The organism is Kitasatospora indigofera (genome assembly GCF_014655955.1).
Taxonomy (GTDB): Bacteria; Actinomycetota; Actinomycetes; order Streptomycetales; family Streptomycetaceae; genus Kitasatospora; species Kitasatospora indigofera.
The window spans coordinates 427,293-445,428 of record NZ_BNBO01000001.1 but is presented as its reverse complement, the minus strand read 5'-3'; the positions used below and the strand labels follow the sequence as shown (position 1 = coordinate 445,428).

10 protein-coding genes are annotated in these 18,136 nt (G+C 76.2%); 1 reads left to right on the top strand and 9 read right to left on the bottom strand.

Annotation, left to right across the window (positions count from 1 at the left end; translation table 11 throughout):
• Positions 1 to 151 precede the first annotated feature (151 nt).
• Positions 152 to 391, top strand: coding sequence for an amphi-Trp domain-containing protein (locus IE329_RS02025; protein WP_190208975.1), 240 nt, complete (start codon positions 152 to 154; stop codon positions 389 to 391).
• A gap of 45 nt (positions 392 to 436) precedes the next feature.
• Here the strand turns inward: IE329_RS02025 and IE329_RS02020 are convergent, their stop codons facing one another.
• The 9 genes from IE329_RS02020 to IE329_RS01980 all read right to left on the bottom strand — a co-directional run bounded on the left by IE329_RS02020 (position 437) and on the right by IE329_RS01980 (position 17,063).
• Positions 437 to 1,945 carry a diacylglycerol/lipid kinase family protein gene (locus IE329_RS02020; RefSeq protein WP_190208974.1) on the bottom strand — a complete coding sequence of 503 codons (1,509 nt, stop codon included), beginning with the start codon at positions 1,943 to 1,945 and terminating at the stop codon, positions 437 to 439.
• A 296-nt stretch (positions 1,946 to 2,241) separates the two neighbouring features.
• Positions 2,242 to 3,168 (bottom strand): peptidoglycan-binding domain-containing protein, encoded by a 927-nt coding sequence (locus tag IE329_RS02015; RefSeq protein ID WP_190208973.1) that lies wholly within the window; start codon positions 3,166 to 3,168, stop codon positions 2,242 to 2,244.
• Between the two features lie 3 nt (positions 3,169 to 3,171).
• Positions 3,172 to 4,893 carry a hypothetical protein gene (locus IE329_RS02010; RefSeq protein ID WP_190208972.1) on the bottom strand — a complete coding sequence of 574 codons (1,722 nt, stop codon included), beginning with the start codon at positions 4,891 to 4,893 and terminating at the stop codon, positions 3,172 to 3,174.
• 30 nt (positions 4,894 to 4,923) lie between these two features.
• Positions 4,924 to 9,399 (bottom strand): hypothetical protein, encoded by a 4,476-nt coding sequence (locus IE329_RS02005; protein ID WP_190208971.1) that lies wholly within the window; start codon positions 9,397 to 9,399, stop codon positions 4,924 to 4,926.
• Positions 9,396 to 12,260 carry a hypothetical protein gene (locus IE329_RS02000; protein WP_190208970.1) on the bottom strand — a complete coding sequence of 955 codons (2,865 nt, stop codon included), beginning with the start codon at positions 12,258 to 12,260 and terminating at the stop codon, positions 9,396 to 9,398. The genes IE329_RS02005 and IE329_RS02000 overlap by 4 nt, the downstream gene beginning before the upstream one ends.
• Positions 12,257 to 14,224 (bottom strand): DUF6603 domain-containing protein, encoded by a 1,968-nt coding sequence (locus IE329_RS01995; protein WP_190208969.1) that lies wholly within the window; start codon positions 14,222 to 14,224, stop codon positions 12,257 to 12,259. Before IE329_RS01995 ends, IE329_RS02000 begins: the two co-directional genes overlap by 4 nt.
• 18 nt (positions 14,225 to 14,242) lie before the next feature.
• The gene (locus tag IE329_RS01990; protein ID WP_190208968.1) at positions 14,243 to 14,965 is read right to left on the bottom strand and encodes a hypothetical protein; all 723 of its coding nucleotides are present in this window, start codon (positions 14,963 to 14,965) and stop codon (positions 14,243 to 14,245) included.
• A 25-nt stretch (positions 14,966 to 14,990) separates the two neighbouring features.
• Entirely contained in the window at positions 14,991 to 16,550 is a 1,560-nt protein-coding gene (locus IE329_RS01985; RefSeq protein WP_190208967.1) for an esterase/lipase family protein, read from the bottom strand.
• 15 nt (positions 16,551 to 16,565) lie between these two features.
• On the bottom strand, positions 16,566 to 17,063 hold the full coding sequence (locus IE329_RS01980) for an SH3 domain-containing protein (RefSeq protein ID WP_229927092.1): 498 nt from the start codon (positions 17,061 to 17,063) through the stop codon (positions 16,566 to 16,568).
• Positions 17,064 to 18,136 lie beyond the last annotated feature (1,073 nt).

Sequence of the window (18,136 nt, the reverse complement as noted above, 5' to 3'; positions counted from 1 at the left end):
GGCCGGACGGCCTCGCTGCCGTCCGGTCCGCGCGGCGCTGTGCGACTGCCCTCCCGGGGCCGGCGGGTTCACCCGGCCGGGGGGATGCCCGGGCCCGGCGGCCGGGGCCAGACTCGATGACGACCGCCGTTCCCGAGAACCGGAGGCTTCCGTGAGCGACCTCAAGTTCGAACAGAAGCGCTCGTTGTCCCGGCTGGAGGCCGCCGACCAGTTGGAGGCGCTCGCCGCCGCCCTGCGGCACGGCGGCAACGCGGAGCTGCAGCTGGGCCCGGGGGTGCTGAGCCTGCGCGTGCCCGACGAGCTGCGCAGCGAGCTGGAGGTGGAGGTGGACGACGGGGAGTTCGAGCTGGAATTCGAGCTCAAGTGGTCGAACGCCCGCCCGGCGGACTGAGCCAGGACGGCGGCGTCCCGTCCGAGAGTCCGGGCGGCCGCCCCGCTACCGGTGCCGCCCGCGCCGGGGCGCCGCGGGGGCGGCCGGAGCGCCGGTGGACAACGCCTGGCGCAGCAGGATCGCGCGGTCGACGGCCGGCCGGTGCGGGGTGCCCGGCCGCTTCCGCGGCACCCGTACCCGCAGGGCCAGCGGCTGGATGGTGAGCCGGACGGGTGTGCGCATCAGCACGGCCTCGCCGTCGATGCCGACCGGGATCTCGTCGGCGTCCGACTCCACGACCACCTCGTGGGCGAGGAAGGTGCTCAGCCCCTTGGCCTGCCGGCCGCGGAGCAGGCCGGCCGCCTGGGCGGCGTTGTCGACGGTGATCGCGACGACCCCGAGCCGCCCGGTGTCGAGCCGGGCGCGCCGGCCCAGCCCGGCCGCGTCCCCGGACCCGTACGGGTTGTTGCTCACCAGCAGGGCCTTCGGGTCCTCGATCACCGGCCCGCCGTCGATCCGGACGACCAGCCGGGCGCCCTGCCGGCCGGAGAGCATCTCGGGCAGCAGCTGGAGGATCGTGCCGGTCTTGTCGTCGCGGTAGGCCGGGCTCTGCACGACCCCCGCGTAGGCGCCGAACGAGGCGTTGTTGACGAAGGTCCGCCCGCCGATCAGCCCGAGGTCGAGCCGGAGTTCGACCCCGTCGTCCAGGGCGTCCAGCCCGGCGTCGGGCCGGTCGCGGTCGAGTCCGAGGTCCATCGCGAAGTGGTTGCGGGTGCCGGCCGAGACGACCAGGAACGGCAGCCCGAACTCGGCGGCGATGCCGGCCACCAGGGCCTGGGTTCCGTCGCCGCCCGCGACCCCGAGCAGGTCGGCGCCGTCGGTCGCCGCCTGCCGGGCGAGGGCGGCGACGTCGACCTGCCCAGGGCCCTCCAGCAGCGCCACCTCGGCGCCCAGTGCCCGCGCCTTGGTGTCCAGGGCGAAGCGCCCCACCTTGCCGCCGCCCGAGCGGGGATTCATGATCAGGAAGGGCCGGGCCGGCGGCGGTGTCCGGACCTCGGGCATGCCGGACCGCGGCCGGCCCCTGACCACCGCCGCCCTGGCGGCGGTGACGGCCGTGGCGGCCAGCAGGAGCACCAGCACGATCAGCCAGAGCTGGTGCCGGACGACGTAGAAGACGGTCACGGCGACGGGCACCGCGACGGCGACCACGGCGCAGGCCCAACGGACCGGGCCCCGGCGGCTCAGGAACCACCAGAGCGCGGCGAGGGTGACCGCGAGGCCCAGGACCCCGACCAGCAGGACGGTGAGACTGTCCAGACCGCCCAGGAGCAGCAGCACGATCACCCCGAGCGCCGCCACGCAGGCGAGCCGGGCCAGCCAGCGCTGGGCGGCCGTGAAGGGCGCCGGGGACGTCCCGGGGCTCGCGGGCGTGGACGCTGCGGGTGTGGACGGTTCAGGCCTGGACGGTTCAGGCGTGGCGGCTCCGGGCCCGGGCGCACCGGGCGTGGGGACCCCCGGCGCACCGGCTCCGGAGCCGGCGGCCGCGTCCCGGGCCGGAGGTTCGACATCGGTCATGGATCCTCCGTAGCCGCGACAGGCCGACCGGACGGACCGGGCCTCGCGGGCCCCGCCCGGTACCTCTGCCTTCGACGGTAGCCCCGCGTCCGGCCCGCCACCCGGTGCGGCGCGCGGCCGCGGGCGCGCGCCGCACGACCGGAGGGCCACCGGAGCGCCACCGGGCGCCCCTGGGACGCCCCCCCCGGGCCCCGGTCGGCCCGGCGTCGGCCGGCCACCGGGCAGCCGGTCGGGGCAACGCCCGCAGGCTCGGTGCCCGTCCGCCCGGCACCCGTCCGCCCGGCGCCGGCCGTCGCTCAAGGGAACCTCGCCACGCCCCGGGCGTCCAGCTGGGCCGCCAGCGCGGCGATGGTCTCCTCCGGGACGTCGTCGATGCCGCCGGCCGCCGGGGTGAGGGTGAGGCCGTTGGCGCCCTGGAAGGTGGTGAGCGCACCCCGGGTTCCCGGCCCGGCGACGCCGTCCAGGCCGTGCGGGTCCATGCCCAGGGTCTCCAGCGCGGTCTGCACGCCGATCAGCAGGTTCAGCGGCACCGGCAGGGCGCCGGAGCGGAGGTTGGCGTTCAGCGGCCGGGCCGGGTCGTAGACCAGGTCGGTGATGTCGCCGCCCCGGTCGGTCACCCAGCCGGCCAGGGTGAAGAGCAGGCCGTCGCGGACGTTGCGGGGGATCACGCCGGGGTTGCCGGCCTCCGTCATCCGGCACTCCCGGGCCATGGTCAGCCAGTCGCCGCCGGCCGCGGCCGCCTCGAAGTGCGGGAAGCGGAACATCGGCCCCATCGCCCAGGCCATGCTGAGCAGGCCGAGCTGGCCCGGCGCCGGCCAGCCGTCGTACCCGGCGAACGGCGGGCGCCCGCGCAGCGAGGCCTCGAAGTCGTCCAGCTTGCGGGTGACCAGCGCGTCGACCGAGCCGTCCGACACGACCAACCGGGCGAGCGCCCGCTTCTGGCCGATCGGGGCGTTGGCGGTGCCGCTGAACTTGATCTTCCGGTACTCCTCCTCGATCGCGGCGGGGTCGGCCGGCACGCCGGTGTCCCGGTCCTGCCAGTCCAGGGTGAAGATGTCCGGCAGCGGCACGGGGTTGCTGCCGAAGTTCTCCGGGTCGTCGGCGTCGAGCAGGTTGCCGACCCCGGTGGACACCAGGCTCTTCACGTCCAGGTACATGACGTGCTCCCGGCTCTCCAGCGGTTCGCTGAAGGCGTTGAACCCGTTCCTGACACTGTCGTGCATGACTCACTCCTCGGGGGGCCGGGCTGGTGCGGGCGGCTGCGCGGGCGGCTCCAGGACGTCGAAGCGCAGCCCGCTGGACCCGCCGCCGGTGCCGCTGACCTTGCGACGGGCGTCCCAGGCGTGGGCGGAGCCGTCGTGCCAGCGGGTGTACTGCCGGCTGCGCTCGACCCGGACGCCGGAGCGCGGGACCTCCTCCTCGAACAGCCAGGGCGACTCCCGGAGCAGCCGGCCCAGCGGCTGCGCGGGCGTGCCCCCGTCCCGGACCAGCCCGGCGAGCAGCAGCCGGACGGACTCCGGGTCGGCCGGGTCGACGGGCCGGGGCACCAGCGGGTACCAGTGGCCGGGGACGTCGGTGGCGAGCAGGTAGCGGTCGGCGGGCGGGTCGCCGGGCTCCTCCGGCGGCCGGGCCGGGCCGGCCGCCACCCAGCGGGCGTAGCGGTCCAGCGGCTCCCCCGCGATGTCGGCGACGGTCTCCTCGACCGCCCAGGCCAGGTTGGCCGCCTCGTCGCGGAGCAGCAGGACGGACTCGGCCGGCGGGCTCTCCAGCCCGCCGGGCAGGGAGGCCGCCCGGTAGAACCAGGGGGACGGCGGCGGCCCGGAGCCGTCCGCGCCGCCGCCCATGGCACTGCCGGCGGATTCCTCGCCGAGGCCGAAGAGGTTCCACTCCGGGTCCTCCAGGGAGGCGTGGGCGAGCACCGTCTCGCCGCCGAAGACGTCCGTCACCGAGCAGTGGACGACCCGGCTGAGCGAGCCCGCGGCGGTGGGCAGCGGGCTGCAGAACCAGTCGTTGCCGAACACCGTGGCGAAGGAGACCAGCAGCAGCCGGCCGAGGTCGGCGGGGCTGGCGTCGACGGCGCCGAAGTCGATCCGGGCGTCCTCCATCTCCCAGAAGCGGGAGTTCGGCATGCCGCCGTAGACCGCGGGGGTGGGGACGATGGTGCGCTGCTCGCGGACCACGGCGGCCTCGGTGACCGGGACGCGGGCGGGCGGGGCGTCGACCGCCCACCAGTCGAGGTGGCCGCCGTGGTACTCCTGGGCCCGCAGTTCGAGGTCGGGCAGGGTGGAGGCGCGGACCGAGAAGGCGTACTCCAGGCGGTTGGCGTCCCAGGCGGCGGGGGGTGCCGGGGCGGCGGACTCGCCGGCCGGCACCCGCGCGGTCCACCAGGCCAGCCAGCGGGCGGCCGCGCCGGCCAGCGTCTGACGGTCCGGTCCGTCGGCGCCGAACTCCTTGGCGGCGGTCTCGTCCCGCTCCGCCAGCCGGGCCAGCCAGGGGGCCAGCGCGACGGCGTCGGGCAGCCGGCCGCGGACGGCCGCGCCGACCGGCGCGGGGGCGAGCGGGCCGTCGACGGCGCAGGGGCAGACGGCGGCGAAGGCGGGCAGCAGGGCGAGCAGGCCGGCGGCGGCGAGTTCGCGCCGCCAGCGCAGTCCGCCGGCCAGCACCAGCCGGGCGTCCGGGCCGTGCGCGGGCTCCTGCTCGACCAGGGCCTCCAGCACCATCCGGGCCGGCTCGTAGGGCTGCCAGTCGCCGTCGCCGCTGCGCCAGTTGTCCAGCAGGTGGGTCTCCTGGGCGAGCGCGACGCGCACCGGCGAGCCGGCGTCGTCGCCGCAGAACTCCCCGAAGGCGTACTGGCGGGCGAGCAGGTGGGCGGCGTCGCCGATCCGGGCCGCGAGCGCCTCCTCGACGCCGTCGTCCCGGGGCACCGGCTCGTACCGGAACATCGTCATGGCTCCTCCTCACGGCGTGCTGGGGCGCGGTCAGACCAGTTCCTGCGGCGGGGTCGTCCACTGGACGGGCAGGACGCCGCGCAGCTCGGCGAAGTCGTTGAGGTCCATGCCGCGGACCCGGGCGAGGGCGAAGGTCTCCTCGACCACGGCGTGCACGTCCTCCATCCGCCAGCCGCGCAGCGGGTCGGGCGGCACCGCGACCAGCAGTGCCTGCGGGGCCCGGGCGTCCGGCTGGTTGTAGTGGAAGGCCAGGCCGCCCATCTCCTCGACGGCGGGGGCCGGGCCGCCGGCGGGCGGTTCGGGGCCGCCCGGCGGTTCGGGGACGGTTTCGGTCCAGGAGTCGACGAGCAGCCCGGCGACCCGGTCCGGGTCCGGCGGGCCGTCGGTGCGCAGCAGGGCGCTGTGCCGGGCGGCGGGCCTGCTCCGGGACGGCACGGGGGCCGGGCCGCGGGCGATCCACCGCTGGCCGGCGGGCAGTTGGGTGACGGTCGTGCCGCAGGGCGGGGTGCCGGCCAGTACCTCGGCGGCGGTCAGGGCGTCGGCGAGGGCGCGGGCGCCGGGCCGGACCCGCTCCATCTCCAGCAGCCAGTCGGCGGTCTCCTCCTCGCCGGCGCCCTCCGGCCGGGGGACGGTGAGGGCCTCGCCGGCCGGGGTGCCGGCCAGTCGCAGCTCCGGCAGGACGGGCATGGTCCCGGCGAGCGCGGAGGAGACGGCGGCGCCGACGGCGGTGACCCAGCCGAGCACCTCGGCGCGGTCCTGCGGCGGGGGGCCGGGCAGCGGGGCGAGCGGGGTGCCGGCGAAGCGGTCGAGGACGGAGACGGCGTGGGCGCGCAGCGCGGCCCTCCCGGCGTCGTCCGTCGGCGGGCCGAGGGTGTAGGCGGAGGTCACGCCGAGGTCGGCGAGGCCGTCGAGGGTCCGGGAGACCGCGTCGGCGAGGCCCGGCAGCACTTTCACCTGTTCGACCAGGGTGGCCACGGCGGTGGTGACGGCGCCGTGCCAGGCGGTCACCCGGTCGGCGAGGCCGGTGAGGTCGGCGCCCGCCCAGTCGTCGCCGTCGTCCTGGTCGAGGTGGGAGGTGAGCAGCGGTCCGGCCGCGGCGAGGACGCCCGCGAGGGCGTTGCAGAGCAGCCGCAGTTCGGCGAACCGGCCGGCGCCCCGGTCGGTGACGGGCGGGGTGGGGGCGCCCGCGGCGCGGGCGGCGGCCTGCCGCAGCAGCCGCCGGGCGAGGGCGGTGTCCTGCTGGGCCGGGTCGGTGTCCCGGGCGCCGGGCGGTCCGGCGCCGAGGACCACGTCGAGGGCGCAGACCCCGAGGTCGGCCAGGGTGAGGGTGAGCGGTGCGGCGGGGTCGCCGAAGTCGAACCGCCAGCCGGCCGGCTCGCCGAGGCGGGCCTCGCACCAGCGTTCGACGGCGGGCTCCAGCCGGGCGAGCGGCCGGGACCGGTCCCAGCCGGGGGTGTCCTGGACGGGTGCCAGCACGGCGAGCCGGTGGGTCAGGACGATGGCGCCGCGCGGGGTGCGGACCACCTCGAAGTCCTGCGGGAGGTGGTCGGCGCGGGCGATGCCGTCGGCCGCGGCGGCGGCGCGCAGCGGACTGCCGGCCACCAGGTGGTGCACGCTCTCGGCCAGCATCAGGTCGCCGACCGCGTCGACGGTGTCCTCCAGCTCCGCGACCAGCGGGGTGGCCCGGTCCAGCAGCGGCCCGGCCTCGGCGGGGAGGTTGCCGAGGATGTCCTGCAGCCGGCGGCCGTGGGCGAGCCAGTCGTCGAGCAGGGCGTGGCCGTCGACCACGTCGCGGGCCGCCACCGCGGTGCGGGCCTGCTCGCTGCCGGGGGCGTCCGGGTCGACCAGGCGGGGCATCGGGTAGCCGGCCCGCAGCGGTGCGACCAAGGGGTCCAGCCCGGCGTCGTGCAGGCCGCGTTCGAGCCGGTAGCCGAGCAGCGCGCCGAGGCTCTGGCCGGAGCGGATGCCGTCGACGACGGTGAGCGCGCGGCGCACCCGGGAGGCGCGCAGGTCGACCGCGAAGGCCTGCCGGTCGGTGTGGCTGAGCCAGCCGGAGCGCAGCACGGCGGCGGTCACGGCGTGGTGCAGGGAGGGCGCGAGCAGGTAGCCGTCGCCGGTCCCCCGGCCGTCGGGGCCGGCCGGGCCGTCCGGGGGCTCGGGCGGGTCGCCGGGGACGGGTTCGGGCGGGGGCAGCGACCCGGGTCCGGGGTGGAGGTCGGCGACCCAGCCGTAGGCGCCGAGGTGGGTGCCGTCGGGGCGGGTGCCGCGGGTCTTGGCGAGGCGGGCGGAGGCGACCGAGGACATCCAGGCGTCCAGGCGGTGGGTCTGGGTGTCGAGCACCTCGCAGAGCAGCCGTTCCAGGCGGGGCAGGTCGACGTACGGCAGGTCCTCGCCCTCGGCGCGGGGCTGGTCGGGCCGGTCCGGGGGCGGTGGGGTGACGAGGGCCAGGTCCTCCGCCTCGGCGAGCTGCTCGAAGGCCAGCGAGGCCCAGTCGAAGATCTGCGGGACGAAGCCGGGCCCGGTCACGAGGTCGCCGCCGGACAGCCGGACGCCGGGCTGCGGCACCCCTCCCCCGGCCTCGGCCAGCAGCCGCAGCTGGTTGCGGTGGGTGTACATCAGGTTGGCGGCGTAGTGGTAGAAGAGGCCGATCCGGCCGGTGCCGATGCCCTGGAAGGAGGGGTTGAGGGCGAGCAGCCGGGCGACCAGCTCGGGCGGGACCTGCTGGCCCGAGAAGAGGAAGGGCAGGGCCTCCTCCCAGAAGCCCCGGAGCACCCGGACCGGCCTGGCCCGGGCGAGGTCGACCATCTCGGGGGTGGGCCGCGCGTCGGGCAGGAACTCCAGCGGGGGGAAGGCCTCCAGGTCGGGCGGCTGCGCCCAGGCGAAGCCGCTGCGGTGCGGGATGTTCCCGGTGGGGGTGTCCGGCGGCGGCTGGTAGGGCGGGGTGACGGGTTCCTGGAGGACGAAGCGCAGCCGCCGGGAGGCGGGCAGCCGGTGCAGCAGGTCGTTGATCACCTGGTCCGGGTCCCCGCCGGCGCCGACCCCGGGCGCCCGGAAGGCCTGCGACTCGGCGAGCGTCCGGAAGCCGGAGATGTGGTTGAGGATGCGCAGGTCGACCTCGGTGCCGTGCCACAGGTCGAGCGAGCTGACCGGCAGCAGGCCGTACGGCTGGCTGCCCACCCGCAGGGTCGGCAGCAGGCCCCGGCCGCGGACGTGGCGGACGTAGTGCGAGACCAGGAAGGTGAGGTCGGGCTGGCTGGTGCCGTCGAAGGTCCGCCAGTTGGTGGAGGAGGCCGCGAAGGCGCCTGCGGCGGTGTGCAGCAGGGTGAGCAGGGCGTGGTCGTCGTCGGCGAGCCCGTCGGTGACTTCGGCGAGCACCCCGGCGGCAGTCGTGCCGAGGGCGGTGGCGGCCCGGGCGGCGGCCTGGGTGCTGCCGGGGGTGAGGGCGGCCCGCTGCCGGGCGACCTGGTCGGGCGGGGCCGGCGGGGTGTGCGGGTGCCAGGCCGAGCGGGTGGCGTCGGTGTTGTTGGTGGGGGTGCCGGTGGGGAGGACGGCCAGGCCGTCGGTGCAGCGGTGGGCCTCCAGCAGGGTCGCGAGCAGGCCGGCGGTCCGCGCGGAGCCGCCGCCGCGCACTCCGGCGACGGTGACCAGGCTGAAGTCGGTGCGCAGGCCGGCCAGCGGCACCCGGACGGCCATGCCGGCCCGGACCGCCTCGTCGAAGTCGGTCAGCCAGCGCGGCGGCACCAGGGCCTGCGGGGCTGGTCCGACGTCCAGGTCCTGGGCGATCGGCTCGCCCTCCTGGCGCCAGAGCAGGCCGATCTGGCCGTCGCCGGTGGTCTCGTAGCCGGAGAAGACCAGCCGGTCGGGCAGCACGTAGCTGTGCGCGGCGCGGGTGAAGGCGCCGGCGCGGGCGGGCGGTTCGGCGGCCCAGGGCGGCAGGGCCGGCGGCTCGGCGCCGGGCGCCGTCCCGGTGGCGGGCGGGTCGCCCGCCGGGCGCAGCGCCTGGACGGCCCAGGCGGCCCGGCCGGGGCCGATCGAGGCGGTGAGGGCGTCCCAGGCGGCGGTGCGTCGGCCGGTGTCGGGGCCGGCCGCCCAGACGGACCGCCAGTAGGCCTCGGTGGCGGTGCGCTCGGCGGGGGTGAGGGCCTCCTCGTGGGAGTCCAGGTGCACGTCGTCGGGGAAGGCGCGGATCCAGAGCTGCGGTTCGGCCCCGGCCAGGCCCCGGTAGACCGTCTCCAGCCGCAGCGGGAGCAGCACCAGCGGGTCGGAGCCGTCGTCCGGCCACAGGGCCGGTTCGGCGACGGCCAGTTCACGGTAGGTCTCGCGGGCCTGCTGGTAGCGGGTCGCGGCGGCGTCCGCCTCCTGGCTCGCGCCGAGGTGCTCGTTCTCCAGGCCGGTCTCCCCGGCCAGCACGCGTTTCTCGTAGCCGGCCAGTCCGGAGCGGGACCAGTCCAGGGCGACGCGGGCGTCGCTGACGGCGCGGTGCGCGGCGGCGATGTCGCTGGTCACGGGTGTTCTCCGATCAGGCTGCGGGCGGAGCGGAGCAGGCGGAAGGGGCGCTGCAGGGTGACCCGGGCGACGTCCGCGGAGTTCCAGGCGCGTCCGTTCACCCGGGGGTGCTCGCGCTCCTCCACCGGCTCGGGCCGCGGCATCGCGCCGAGCGAGGCGAACCCGCCCGCCTGGACGCGCTCCCAGTTGAGGTCGTCCCAGGTCTGCATGCCGTCGCCGGTGCCGGGCGCGGTGTCGTAGCCGAACCGCAGCCGCCGGCCGTTCTCGGCCAGCACGATCCACCAGTCGAGGATCTGCTCGCCGGGCGGCAGCTGGAAGGCGTAGGCGCAGGTGCGCTCGTCCATCGGCAGCACCATGACGGGCGCCAGCCAGTGGTCCGGGTCGAGGTCGGGCCGGCGGACGGCGGCCGGGGGCACGGCGGCCACCACCAGGCCCGGGTAGCGGCGGACCAGCCGGCCGCGGATCAGCAGCACGTCCAGGCCGTCGGCGTCCAGGGCGAGGTGGCTGCCCAGGGCGCCGTCGGGGGCCCAGCCGTGCACCGGCGGGATGTCGGCGAGGCCGTCGGGGCGCGGCCAGAAGTGGGTGAACGGGCTGCCGCGCAGGTCGGTGGGGTACTCGCGCCAGCGCATCTCCCGGTTGAGCTCGTCGTTGGCGCCGACCATGAAGGCGGCGATGAACGGGCCGTTGGCCTTGAGCAGCACGGCGCGGTCGTCGGGGACGGCGGCGGAGCCCGGGAGGAACCAGTCCGGTTCGCTCTCCTTCAGCGCGAGGGCCATCGCGGCGGGGAAGTCGGGGCAGGCCATCACCGGGTCGGCGACCTCCTCGGGCAGCGCGACCAGGGACTCGCCCGCCAGGGTGACGCGGTCCGCGAGCCGGGCGGCCAGCAGCGGGCCCGGGTCGAGCGCGCGGGCCAGCCGCTCCTTGATGCCGTCCGGGTCGACCGGTACGCCGTACTGCAGCAGCAGGGTGCCGGGGTCGTCGCCCATGCCGTCCGCCCCGGTCAGCGCGGTGTCGGGCTCGGGGAGGGTCATGCCGAAGCCCTCCGGGGGCGCGGCGAGCGCGGCGGCGAGCCCGGGGACGAGCGGGGCGACCGCCGGCGCGTCGAAGAGCTGCTCGGCGGCGAGCAGGCCGGCCGGGTCCGGTCCGCCCCCGGCGAACCCCTGCGGCGCCCCGGCCAGCTGCCCGACCGAGGGCGCGAGCACCGCGGTGATCGCCTCGGCCTGCGCGGTGAAGCCGTTGGCCAGGGCGGCGGGGGCCAGCGCGGACATGGTGCGCAGCAGGCCGGTGGCCCGCCGGGTGTCGGCGGAGCGCAGCGCGCCGTCGACGCGGGCGGCGAGCGGGTCGCTGTCCATGCCCCGGACGGCCGGTGAGACGGTCGGCCGGGTCACCAGCGGGACGGCCAGCGGGGGCAGCAGCGCGCCGCTCAGGGTGCGGCGGGCGAAGCTGTCGCCGTCCAGCGCGGCGCGGCGGGCGACCGGGCCGCCGCGGCGCAGCAGCCGGTGCAGGGCGGTACCGGCGAGGGCGGTCGGGGCGGGGCTGACGGCGAACTCGGTCCGCAGCGGCAGCCCGCTGTCGGTCCGGACCCGGTCGCCGACCGGCGCGGCCACCTCGACGATCTCGGCGGGGGTGAGGGTCTGCAGGTGCCGTCGGTGCAGCGAGCCGGCGACCCGGGTGCAGAACGCGGCCTCCTGCCGTTTGCGGTTGGCCTCCCGGACGGCGCCGACCTGCTCCCAGGCGCGGGCCATCAGGAACTCCTGGTTCTGCCGGACCCAGTCGGCTCCCAGGGCGGCGGCGATCCGGTTCTCCGGGTCGAGGTTGAGGTCGGCCAGCCAGCCGGCGGCGGACGGCTCGACGGCGTCGGCCACCACCGGGTGCCCGCCGTACAGCGGCGGGGCCAGCGCCGTCCCGGTGCCGCGGCCGATGTGCTCGGCGACCCGGCTCCGGAAGTTCTCCAGGGCGGCCGGGGTCGCGGTGCCTGGCGGTGGGGCGAACAGGGTGAGGACGCCCTGGACGGTGATCGTCTGCCGGCCCCCGGCGGGGTCGCCGGAGTCGAGCGGCGGGCCGTGCAGCCAGGGCCGGGTGATGTCGACGGTCCGGCCGCCCAGCGGTCCGGCCTCGGCGGCGCTGAGCGGGACGACGGCGGTCGCCAGCTCCTCGAAGTCGCCCTCGGCGCCGGTGCGGAACCCCCAGTGGTGGTAGACCGGCAGCCGGAAGACGTCCTGCCCGGGGAAGGGCCAGGCGTCCCCCAGCTGGTCGACGTCGGTGAAGCCGCCGCTGAGTCCGGCGGTGACGCCGGCCTGGAAGGCGGGCACCAGGCAGGCCAGGTAGTCGGTGTCGGGCCCGAGCCGGCGCGGGCAGAGCAGCCGGGAGATCAGCGGGCCGCGCTGCCCGGCGGGCCGCTGGAGGTGGGCCCACTGCCAGGAGTCGCCGAGCGGCGGCAGCAGGGCGAGTTCCACGTCGACGAAGGGCAGCGGGTTGCCGGGCTGGACGGCGTGGCCGGCGGCCTCCACCACGATCAGCAGCAGCCAGGGCCGCAGCCGGCCGTCGGCGGCCCGGGCGGGGGTGAACAGCCAGGGCAGTTCCGGGGAGTCGAACTCCACGCAGGGCAGGTAGTTGGGCTCGACCTCGGTGCTGCCGGGCGCCGGTTCGACCCGGGTGATGTGCCGGGTGTCCAGGCCCACCACGCCCTCCGGGCCGAGCATCCGCAGGCCGGTGCCCTGGACGGGCAGCCGCTGGCCGCGCGGCCCGGACAGTTGCAGGGTGGGGGCCAGGTCGGGCGGCAGGTCGGGGGTGCTGCTGCGGATCGCGGCGCCGATCGAGCTCTGCAGGTAGGGGGCGAACTCCAGGTCGTCCTCGCTCATCGGGGTCCCGCCTCCCAGGTCTCCACCGCGCGCAGGCCGGGCCGGCCGGCCAGCACGCTGCGCAGCTCGGCCGCGGGCCGCCCGCCGTCGCCGCCCACCACCTCGGCGAGCCCGGCGACCGGCGTCCTGAGCGCGGTCATCGACCAGGTCGAGACGGCGGCGAGCGGCTGCTGCGCGGCCACCCGGACGACCGGACGGGCGGCCGGCCACCAGTGGGCGTCGCGGATCGAGGCCGCAGCGGCCACGTGCTCGGCGTCGGTGTGGGCCCGGGCGCGGATCATGCGCCGGATGTGCGAGCGCAGCGGCACCGGGTCCTGGACGATCTTGGTCTCCCAGCCGAGGGCGGCCCCGACGAAGGCGGAGTCCTCCGGGTCGGAGAAGTCCGGGACGTACTGGACGCCCGAGCGGTACGGCGCGAAGGCCTCGCTGCCCAACTGCTGATCCTCGGTCAGGTCCAGGAACTGGCCCGGCGCGAAGGAGTCGGTCACGGCGCCCCCGCGGGCGTCGTCCTCGCCGAGCTTGGCACCGGCGACGTCCCACCGCTCCGGCGGGTCGACCACGCTGCGCCCGAAGCGCGCGATGTCCACGCCGAAGGGCAGCACCCGCTGGCGGGCGGCCAGCCGGCCGTGCGGGTGGACCAGCCGCCCCTCGGCCAGCTGACAGCTCGCGGACGGCGAGAGCCGGACCGGGGAGCGCTCGGCGCCGGACGGCGGCAGCACGCTCCACGCCGAGGGCTGGGCGAACGCCTTGGCCAGCTCGTCGCGCAGGACCACGGGGGTGCCCGGCAGCGGGGGCGGCGGGCTGCCCCAGCGCTCGTCGAAGTTGAACGAGGCCTTGAACAGGAACAGCCGGATGTGGCCGCGGCCGGCCGCGTGCCAGGGGGTGGGACCCTCCAGGGTCAGGTCGAACGCGATGCCGAGCAGGGTCTCGCCGAACACCTCCACCGACAGCGACCCGCGCATGGACGCGGTGAACGCCATGGCCGGCTTGAAGTGGATCAGTACGTCCAGGGCGAACTGCCCGCGCAGGCCGCAGTCCGCGATCTCCGCGACCAGGAAGAGCTTCGCCCCGAACTGGACGGTGTTGCTGGTCACCGCGAAGTACGCCTCGCAGCGCAGCTGGAGCCACGGCGCCGGCGACAGGTTCATCGCCAGCCGGTGCAGCGCCGGCACCCCGGCGGGGACGGGGAACGCCGGGTGGAAGCCGCCGGCGCTGAGCACGAACAGCGGGTCGGCCCCGCCGCGGCTGAGCACCAGCACGTCCCCGTCCAGCGGGATCCCGGCCATCCGCGACCCGGTCAGGCTCGCCATCAGGAAGGCGCTCGGCTCGGCCGTGTCGTACTGGCCCGCGAAGGTCGCCTTCAGTTCGATCACCGGCGCCGCCGGGTCCGGCACCATCACCCGCAGGATGCCGAGGACGGAGAACCGGACCGGCTCGGGCAGCTCGGCCACCAAGGCCGCCGACAGGTCGACCATCCGGCCGCCCCAGGAGATCCGGAACATCGGCCCGACCACGATCCGGCCGGGCACCGTCGGGAACAGCGTCGCCAGCCGCGGGATCACCCGCAGGGCGGCCTCCACCGGGTCGGGCGGGAAGAGCAGTTCACCGGCCGTGCCGTCGGCGATGCAGGCGATCAGCGTGTCCCGGTCGATCGCCTTGTTGACGCCCACCACGCCGCCGATGCCGCTGACCGCGAAGCCGAGGCCGATCTGCAGGCCGGGCTGCGGGAAGGTCGCCCCCATCAGCACGATGAACGCGGGCGGCCGGCCGAGCGAGATCTGGCCGAAGGCGGTCACCGTGGTGACCGGCATCGCCGCGCTGAGCACGCCCGAGAGTTCGGTGAAGCCCTTGCGGTCGAGTTGCCCGCGCAGCCGGACCGGTGGCAGCGGCAGATCGATCTGCAGGCTGGTCGGCAGGTTCTGGCCCGCCAGCCTCTCCAGGTCCAGCCCCGGCAGGACGCCCATCACGCACCTCGCTCCTCGTCAGCCGTCGCGACGGCCGGCCGTGCGGGGCGGCATCCGGCCGTCGGCCGGCAGCACGTCCCAGAAGTCGTGTTCGCCGGCGGGCGTGTAGCGCACCAGCCCCAGGAAGCCCGGTGCCCGGGTCAGCGGCCCGGGCCGCTCGGCGGCGGCCTCGGCGAAGGAGTCGCCGACCGTCCCGTGCCAGAACCCGGCGTCGCCGAGCGGGTCCCCGGCCGGCTCCGGCGGCGGGTCGCCGGCGATCAGGCGGACCGGCAGGTAGAGGCGGGCGACGCCCTTGTCCGTGCAGGCCCGGTCCAGCCGCAGGCCCGCGAAGTCGTGCTCGAAGGCGCCCGGGGCGAACTGCTCCAGCATCGTCCACAGCGCCAGCTCCCCCACGCAGCGCCAGGCCAGCGGGTGGTGCGGGGCCGCGGGCCCGTCCTCGCCGGCGTCCACCGGCTCCGCCGGGCTCCGCGGCGGCTGCGGCCCGTCGGCGGTGGCCCGGCCGGTGCGGGCGTCCTCGCCGAACCAGCGCCAGCGCAAGCCCTCGGCCAGGCCGTCCGCGCGGCCCGCCTCGGCGCCCTGCTCGAAGGCGGCCATGAACTCGCCGCTGCGGACCAACGGGGTCCGGGGCGGCTCCGGGTACGAGCTGATCCCCGCGACGTAGCCGGCGTGCCAGCCCTTGGCCTGGTCCGACGGGCCGAGCCCGCCACCGCTCTCGTGCGGGAAGGGATTGAGCTGAGGCATGACGGACTCCTCCCGGCGGCCCGGGTCAGTTCCAGGGGGTGACGGTGAGGGCGACCCGGGCGTCCGCGCCGAGAACGGGACGGATGGTCTCCGGCAGCGGGATCTCGGCGCGCCAGACCCCGGCGGCCGGGTTCAGGTCGGCCAGCGGCGGGCCGCTCGGCGTGTAGTCGCGGATCGCGCCCTCGACGGTGCTGTTCCACACCGCCCAGACCTTGGGTGCGGCGCCGGCGGCTGCGGCGCCGGCAGGTGCGCCGGGGGCGCCGTTCGGGGAGCCGGCGCCGTTCGAGGAGCCGACGTCGACGATCAGGATGTCGTCCAGGTCGGCGGTCTGCTCCAGGTGGTCGCCGAAGCTGAGGAACCCGTCCACCCTGCGCAGCGACAGCACCCGCAGGTGCAGGGCGTGCCGGACCGGGCCGGCGCCCTCGCGAGGGGCCAGCCGGCTGCACAGGAACGTGGTGACCAGCGGGACGTCCCGCTCCGGCCCGCCGTCCGTCCTGGTCCGCGGCAGCTGGACCGGGCACCAGTGGGACGCCGTCTGCTCGTGCATCACGATCGGCAGCCCGCGCACCGACAGCCGCACCTCGGCCTGCCACTCCACCTGGTCGTCGTCCGGCAGCCGGTGCCCGACCAGCGCCGAGGACACCCGCAGGTCGCCGAAGAGGAAGCGGCGCAGGTTCTGGTAGCCCTCCTCGGAGTTGACCAGCCCGTAGCTGCCGCTGTGCGAGCGGTGCACGTACGCCCGGTGCGCGCCGGGGACGTAGGCGTTGTCGATCTGCACCAGCCCGTCACTGCGGGCCCCGACCACCGCCGAGGACAGGCCCATCGCGACCTGGTAGTCCGCGGGGTTGGTGCCGACCAGGCAGAAGACCCGCTCCGGCGGGAACCCGCCCGGCATCTGCCGGGGGTCCCACCCCTCGGGCGGCCCGGCCCGGTCCTGGAGCGCGGACGGGGTCAGGTACTCGTACATCCGCTCCGGGCCGAAGATGTCGGCGCCGTTGATGCCGGTCGCGTCCCGCAGCCGCTCCAGCAGCCCGAGGCCGTGCTCGAAGGCGATGCCGCCGTGCGGGGTGCCGTAGGTGAAGAGCTTGTCCACGTACTCCCCCGGGTCCTCGCTCCGCTCGGGGAGGACCTTCTGCAGCAGGCAGCGGCAGATCAGGCCGCCCATCGAGTGCGCCACCAGGTGCACCCGCGGCACACCGGCCTTGGCGCGGATCTTCTCGATCAGCGCCAGCAGGCTCCCGGCGGCGTTCTCCAGCCGGTACTCCTCCGGCCGCGCGCCCCAGGTGCTGGCGGCGGCGTCGTAGAAGCGGTGCACCCAGACGGTGTTCGCCGGGACCTTCTCGGCCGCGTCGAGATAGGCCTCCTGGCCGCCCTGGACCCGGATCTCGTAGCCCTCGTCGAGCAGCAGGCGCAGCAGCGGGCTCTCGAACTGGTAGAAGCTCGGCTTGTTCCCGGCTCCCACCCGGATGTGCGTCGACCCCTCGTTGAAGCCGTAGAACGGGTCGGCGACGGCCTTGTCGATCCCGCGGGTGTCGCCGGCGAAGCCGCGGACGTACACCACCGGGAGCGTCTCGTTGGCAGGCATGGCAACCTCCGCAGGTCAGCACTGCCCGACGTCCGGCAGCCAGGCGGCCGGGTGGTCGATGAAGATGTTGGAGATGTAGCCGCCGAGGGCGGGCACGAACGACCAGGCGTCGTTGGTGTGGCCGGCGGTGGTCACCGTGTCCCCCACCGTCTGGCACCCCACCCGCACCCGGGTCGGGCCCTGGAGCACCGTGACCACCGGCGCCCCGAGACTCGGGGCCTGGCGGATGTTCACCCCCTGCCCCCAGGTGACGAACTCCACGGTGCCGTCCTCGGCCCCGCCGCCGCCCCCGCCGCCCCCGCCGTTCAGCAGCGGCAGCGCCCACTCCCCGGGGTCGTCGCAGAGCTGGTCCGCGACCACCGACAGGTGGACGTGCTTGTCGTGCGGGTTGGCCCCGTCGTACGGGCCCCACTGCCAGGCGCGGTCGGTGGCGATCCGCCGGTTGGCGATGACGTACTTGATCCGGGGGTCGCGGCTGTCCAGCAGCTCGTCGGCGATCTGCTGAATGTCCACACCATGGGCCGGATCATGGGTGAAATCACGTGCAGTGACAATTCCTGGCCCGAACCACGGATTGTGATCGCTCTCCGAACCACGCGCCTGATGTGCCGCGTCGCCGATGGATCCGTCGAATGCCGTGCTGCGCCCGGGAAATCGGTTGTCGATCTGATGAAGCAGGGTTTCCAGGCTGACTGCGACCCGCCAAGCCATGACGACCCCTCTCTTCGAAACCTGGTCCGACGTGCGGACATGGGTTTCGGCAGGGTCAGAAAATCGGTGTGGCACCCACTCTATGCCCGCCCCCGTGAAGCCGTCCAACCGTCCCGCCCGGTGAATTGCCGATTTCCTCGCCCGTCGGTCGGACCGGACTCCGCGGGCGGAGCGGCAACGGCTTCGATCCGTCAATTCCTCTTCCCCGGATGTCAGTCGACCCCGGAGGCCGTCATGACCGCCACCGCCACCGCGACCGTTCTCGACGTCTGGTGCCTGCACGCCGCGACCGGCACGGACGCGGGCGTCAACCAGGCCCGCCAAGTCGGACGTGGAGGGCTCCGTCTCCCACCTGACCTACGCGGTGAACGGAACCCGGGCCGGTGGCCGGTGGCCGACAGGCACCGGGACGGGCCCGGGGTCGATGGTCGACGTACCGTCACCAACGCCTCCCCGGCGGCCGGACCTGGCACCGCTCCCCTGACCGGGACGTCCGGCGCCGTCAGGTCACGGACTGTCACCACGTCGGCCTGCCTCCCCTGCCCCGCCCGGGAGCAGCGCGCCGTCGGCTACGCTCCGCGCCCGCCCCGGCCCGTCCTGCCGGTCCGGGCGGACCAGGGCGGAACGGGGCACGACCGGACGTCCGGACACGGGCCGTGACCTGCCGGCCCTGGGCGTCCGTCCCGCACGCCGCCCGGGCGGCACCGGAACGCCTCCGGGCACCACGCGCCGACACGGCGGACCCGCCGGCCGGGTCCGCCGTGCCGGGCGCAAGAGGGTGGTTGACTGTCCGTACAGGTCGGATCGTCCCGTGCAGGCCGGATCGTCACCGTCGGACGGTAGCTCGACCCGGCCGACGACCGGTGCTGTGACCG

Excerpts from the sequence above, each read along its gene's own strand:
- IE329_RS01990 (WP_190208968.1), bottom strand. The coding sequence starts at position 14,965 with ATGCCTCAGCTCAATCCCTTCCCGCACGAGAGCGGTGGCGGGCTCGGC.
- IE329_RS02020 (WP_190208974.1), bottom strand. The coding sequence starts at position 1,945 with ATGACCGATGTCGAACCTCCGGCCCGGGACGCGGCCGCCGGCTCCGGA.
- IE329_RS02015 (WP_190208973.1), bottom strand. The coding sequence starts at position 3,168 with ATGCACGACAGTGTCAGGAACGGGTTCAACGCCTTCAGCGAACCGCTG.
- IE329_RS01985 (WP_190208967.1), bottom strand. The coding sequence starts at position 16,550 with ATGCCTGCCAACGAGACGCTCCCGGTGGTGTACGTCCGCGGCTTCGCC.
- IE329_RS02000 (WP_190208970.1), bottom strand. The coding sequence starts at position 12,260 with ATGAGCGAGGACGACCTGGAGTTCGCCCCCTACCTGCAGAGCTCGATC.
- IE329_RS02010 (WP_190208972.1), bottom strand. The coding sequence starts at position 4,893 with ATGACGATGTTCCGGTACGAGCCGGTGCCCCGGGACGACGGCGTCGAG.
- IE329_RS01995 (WP_190208969.1), bottom strand. The coding sequence starts at position 14,224 with ATGGGCGTCCTGCCGGGGCTGGACCTGGAGAGGCTGGCGGGCCAGAAC.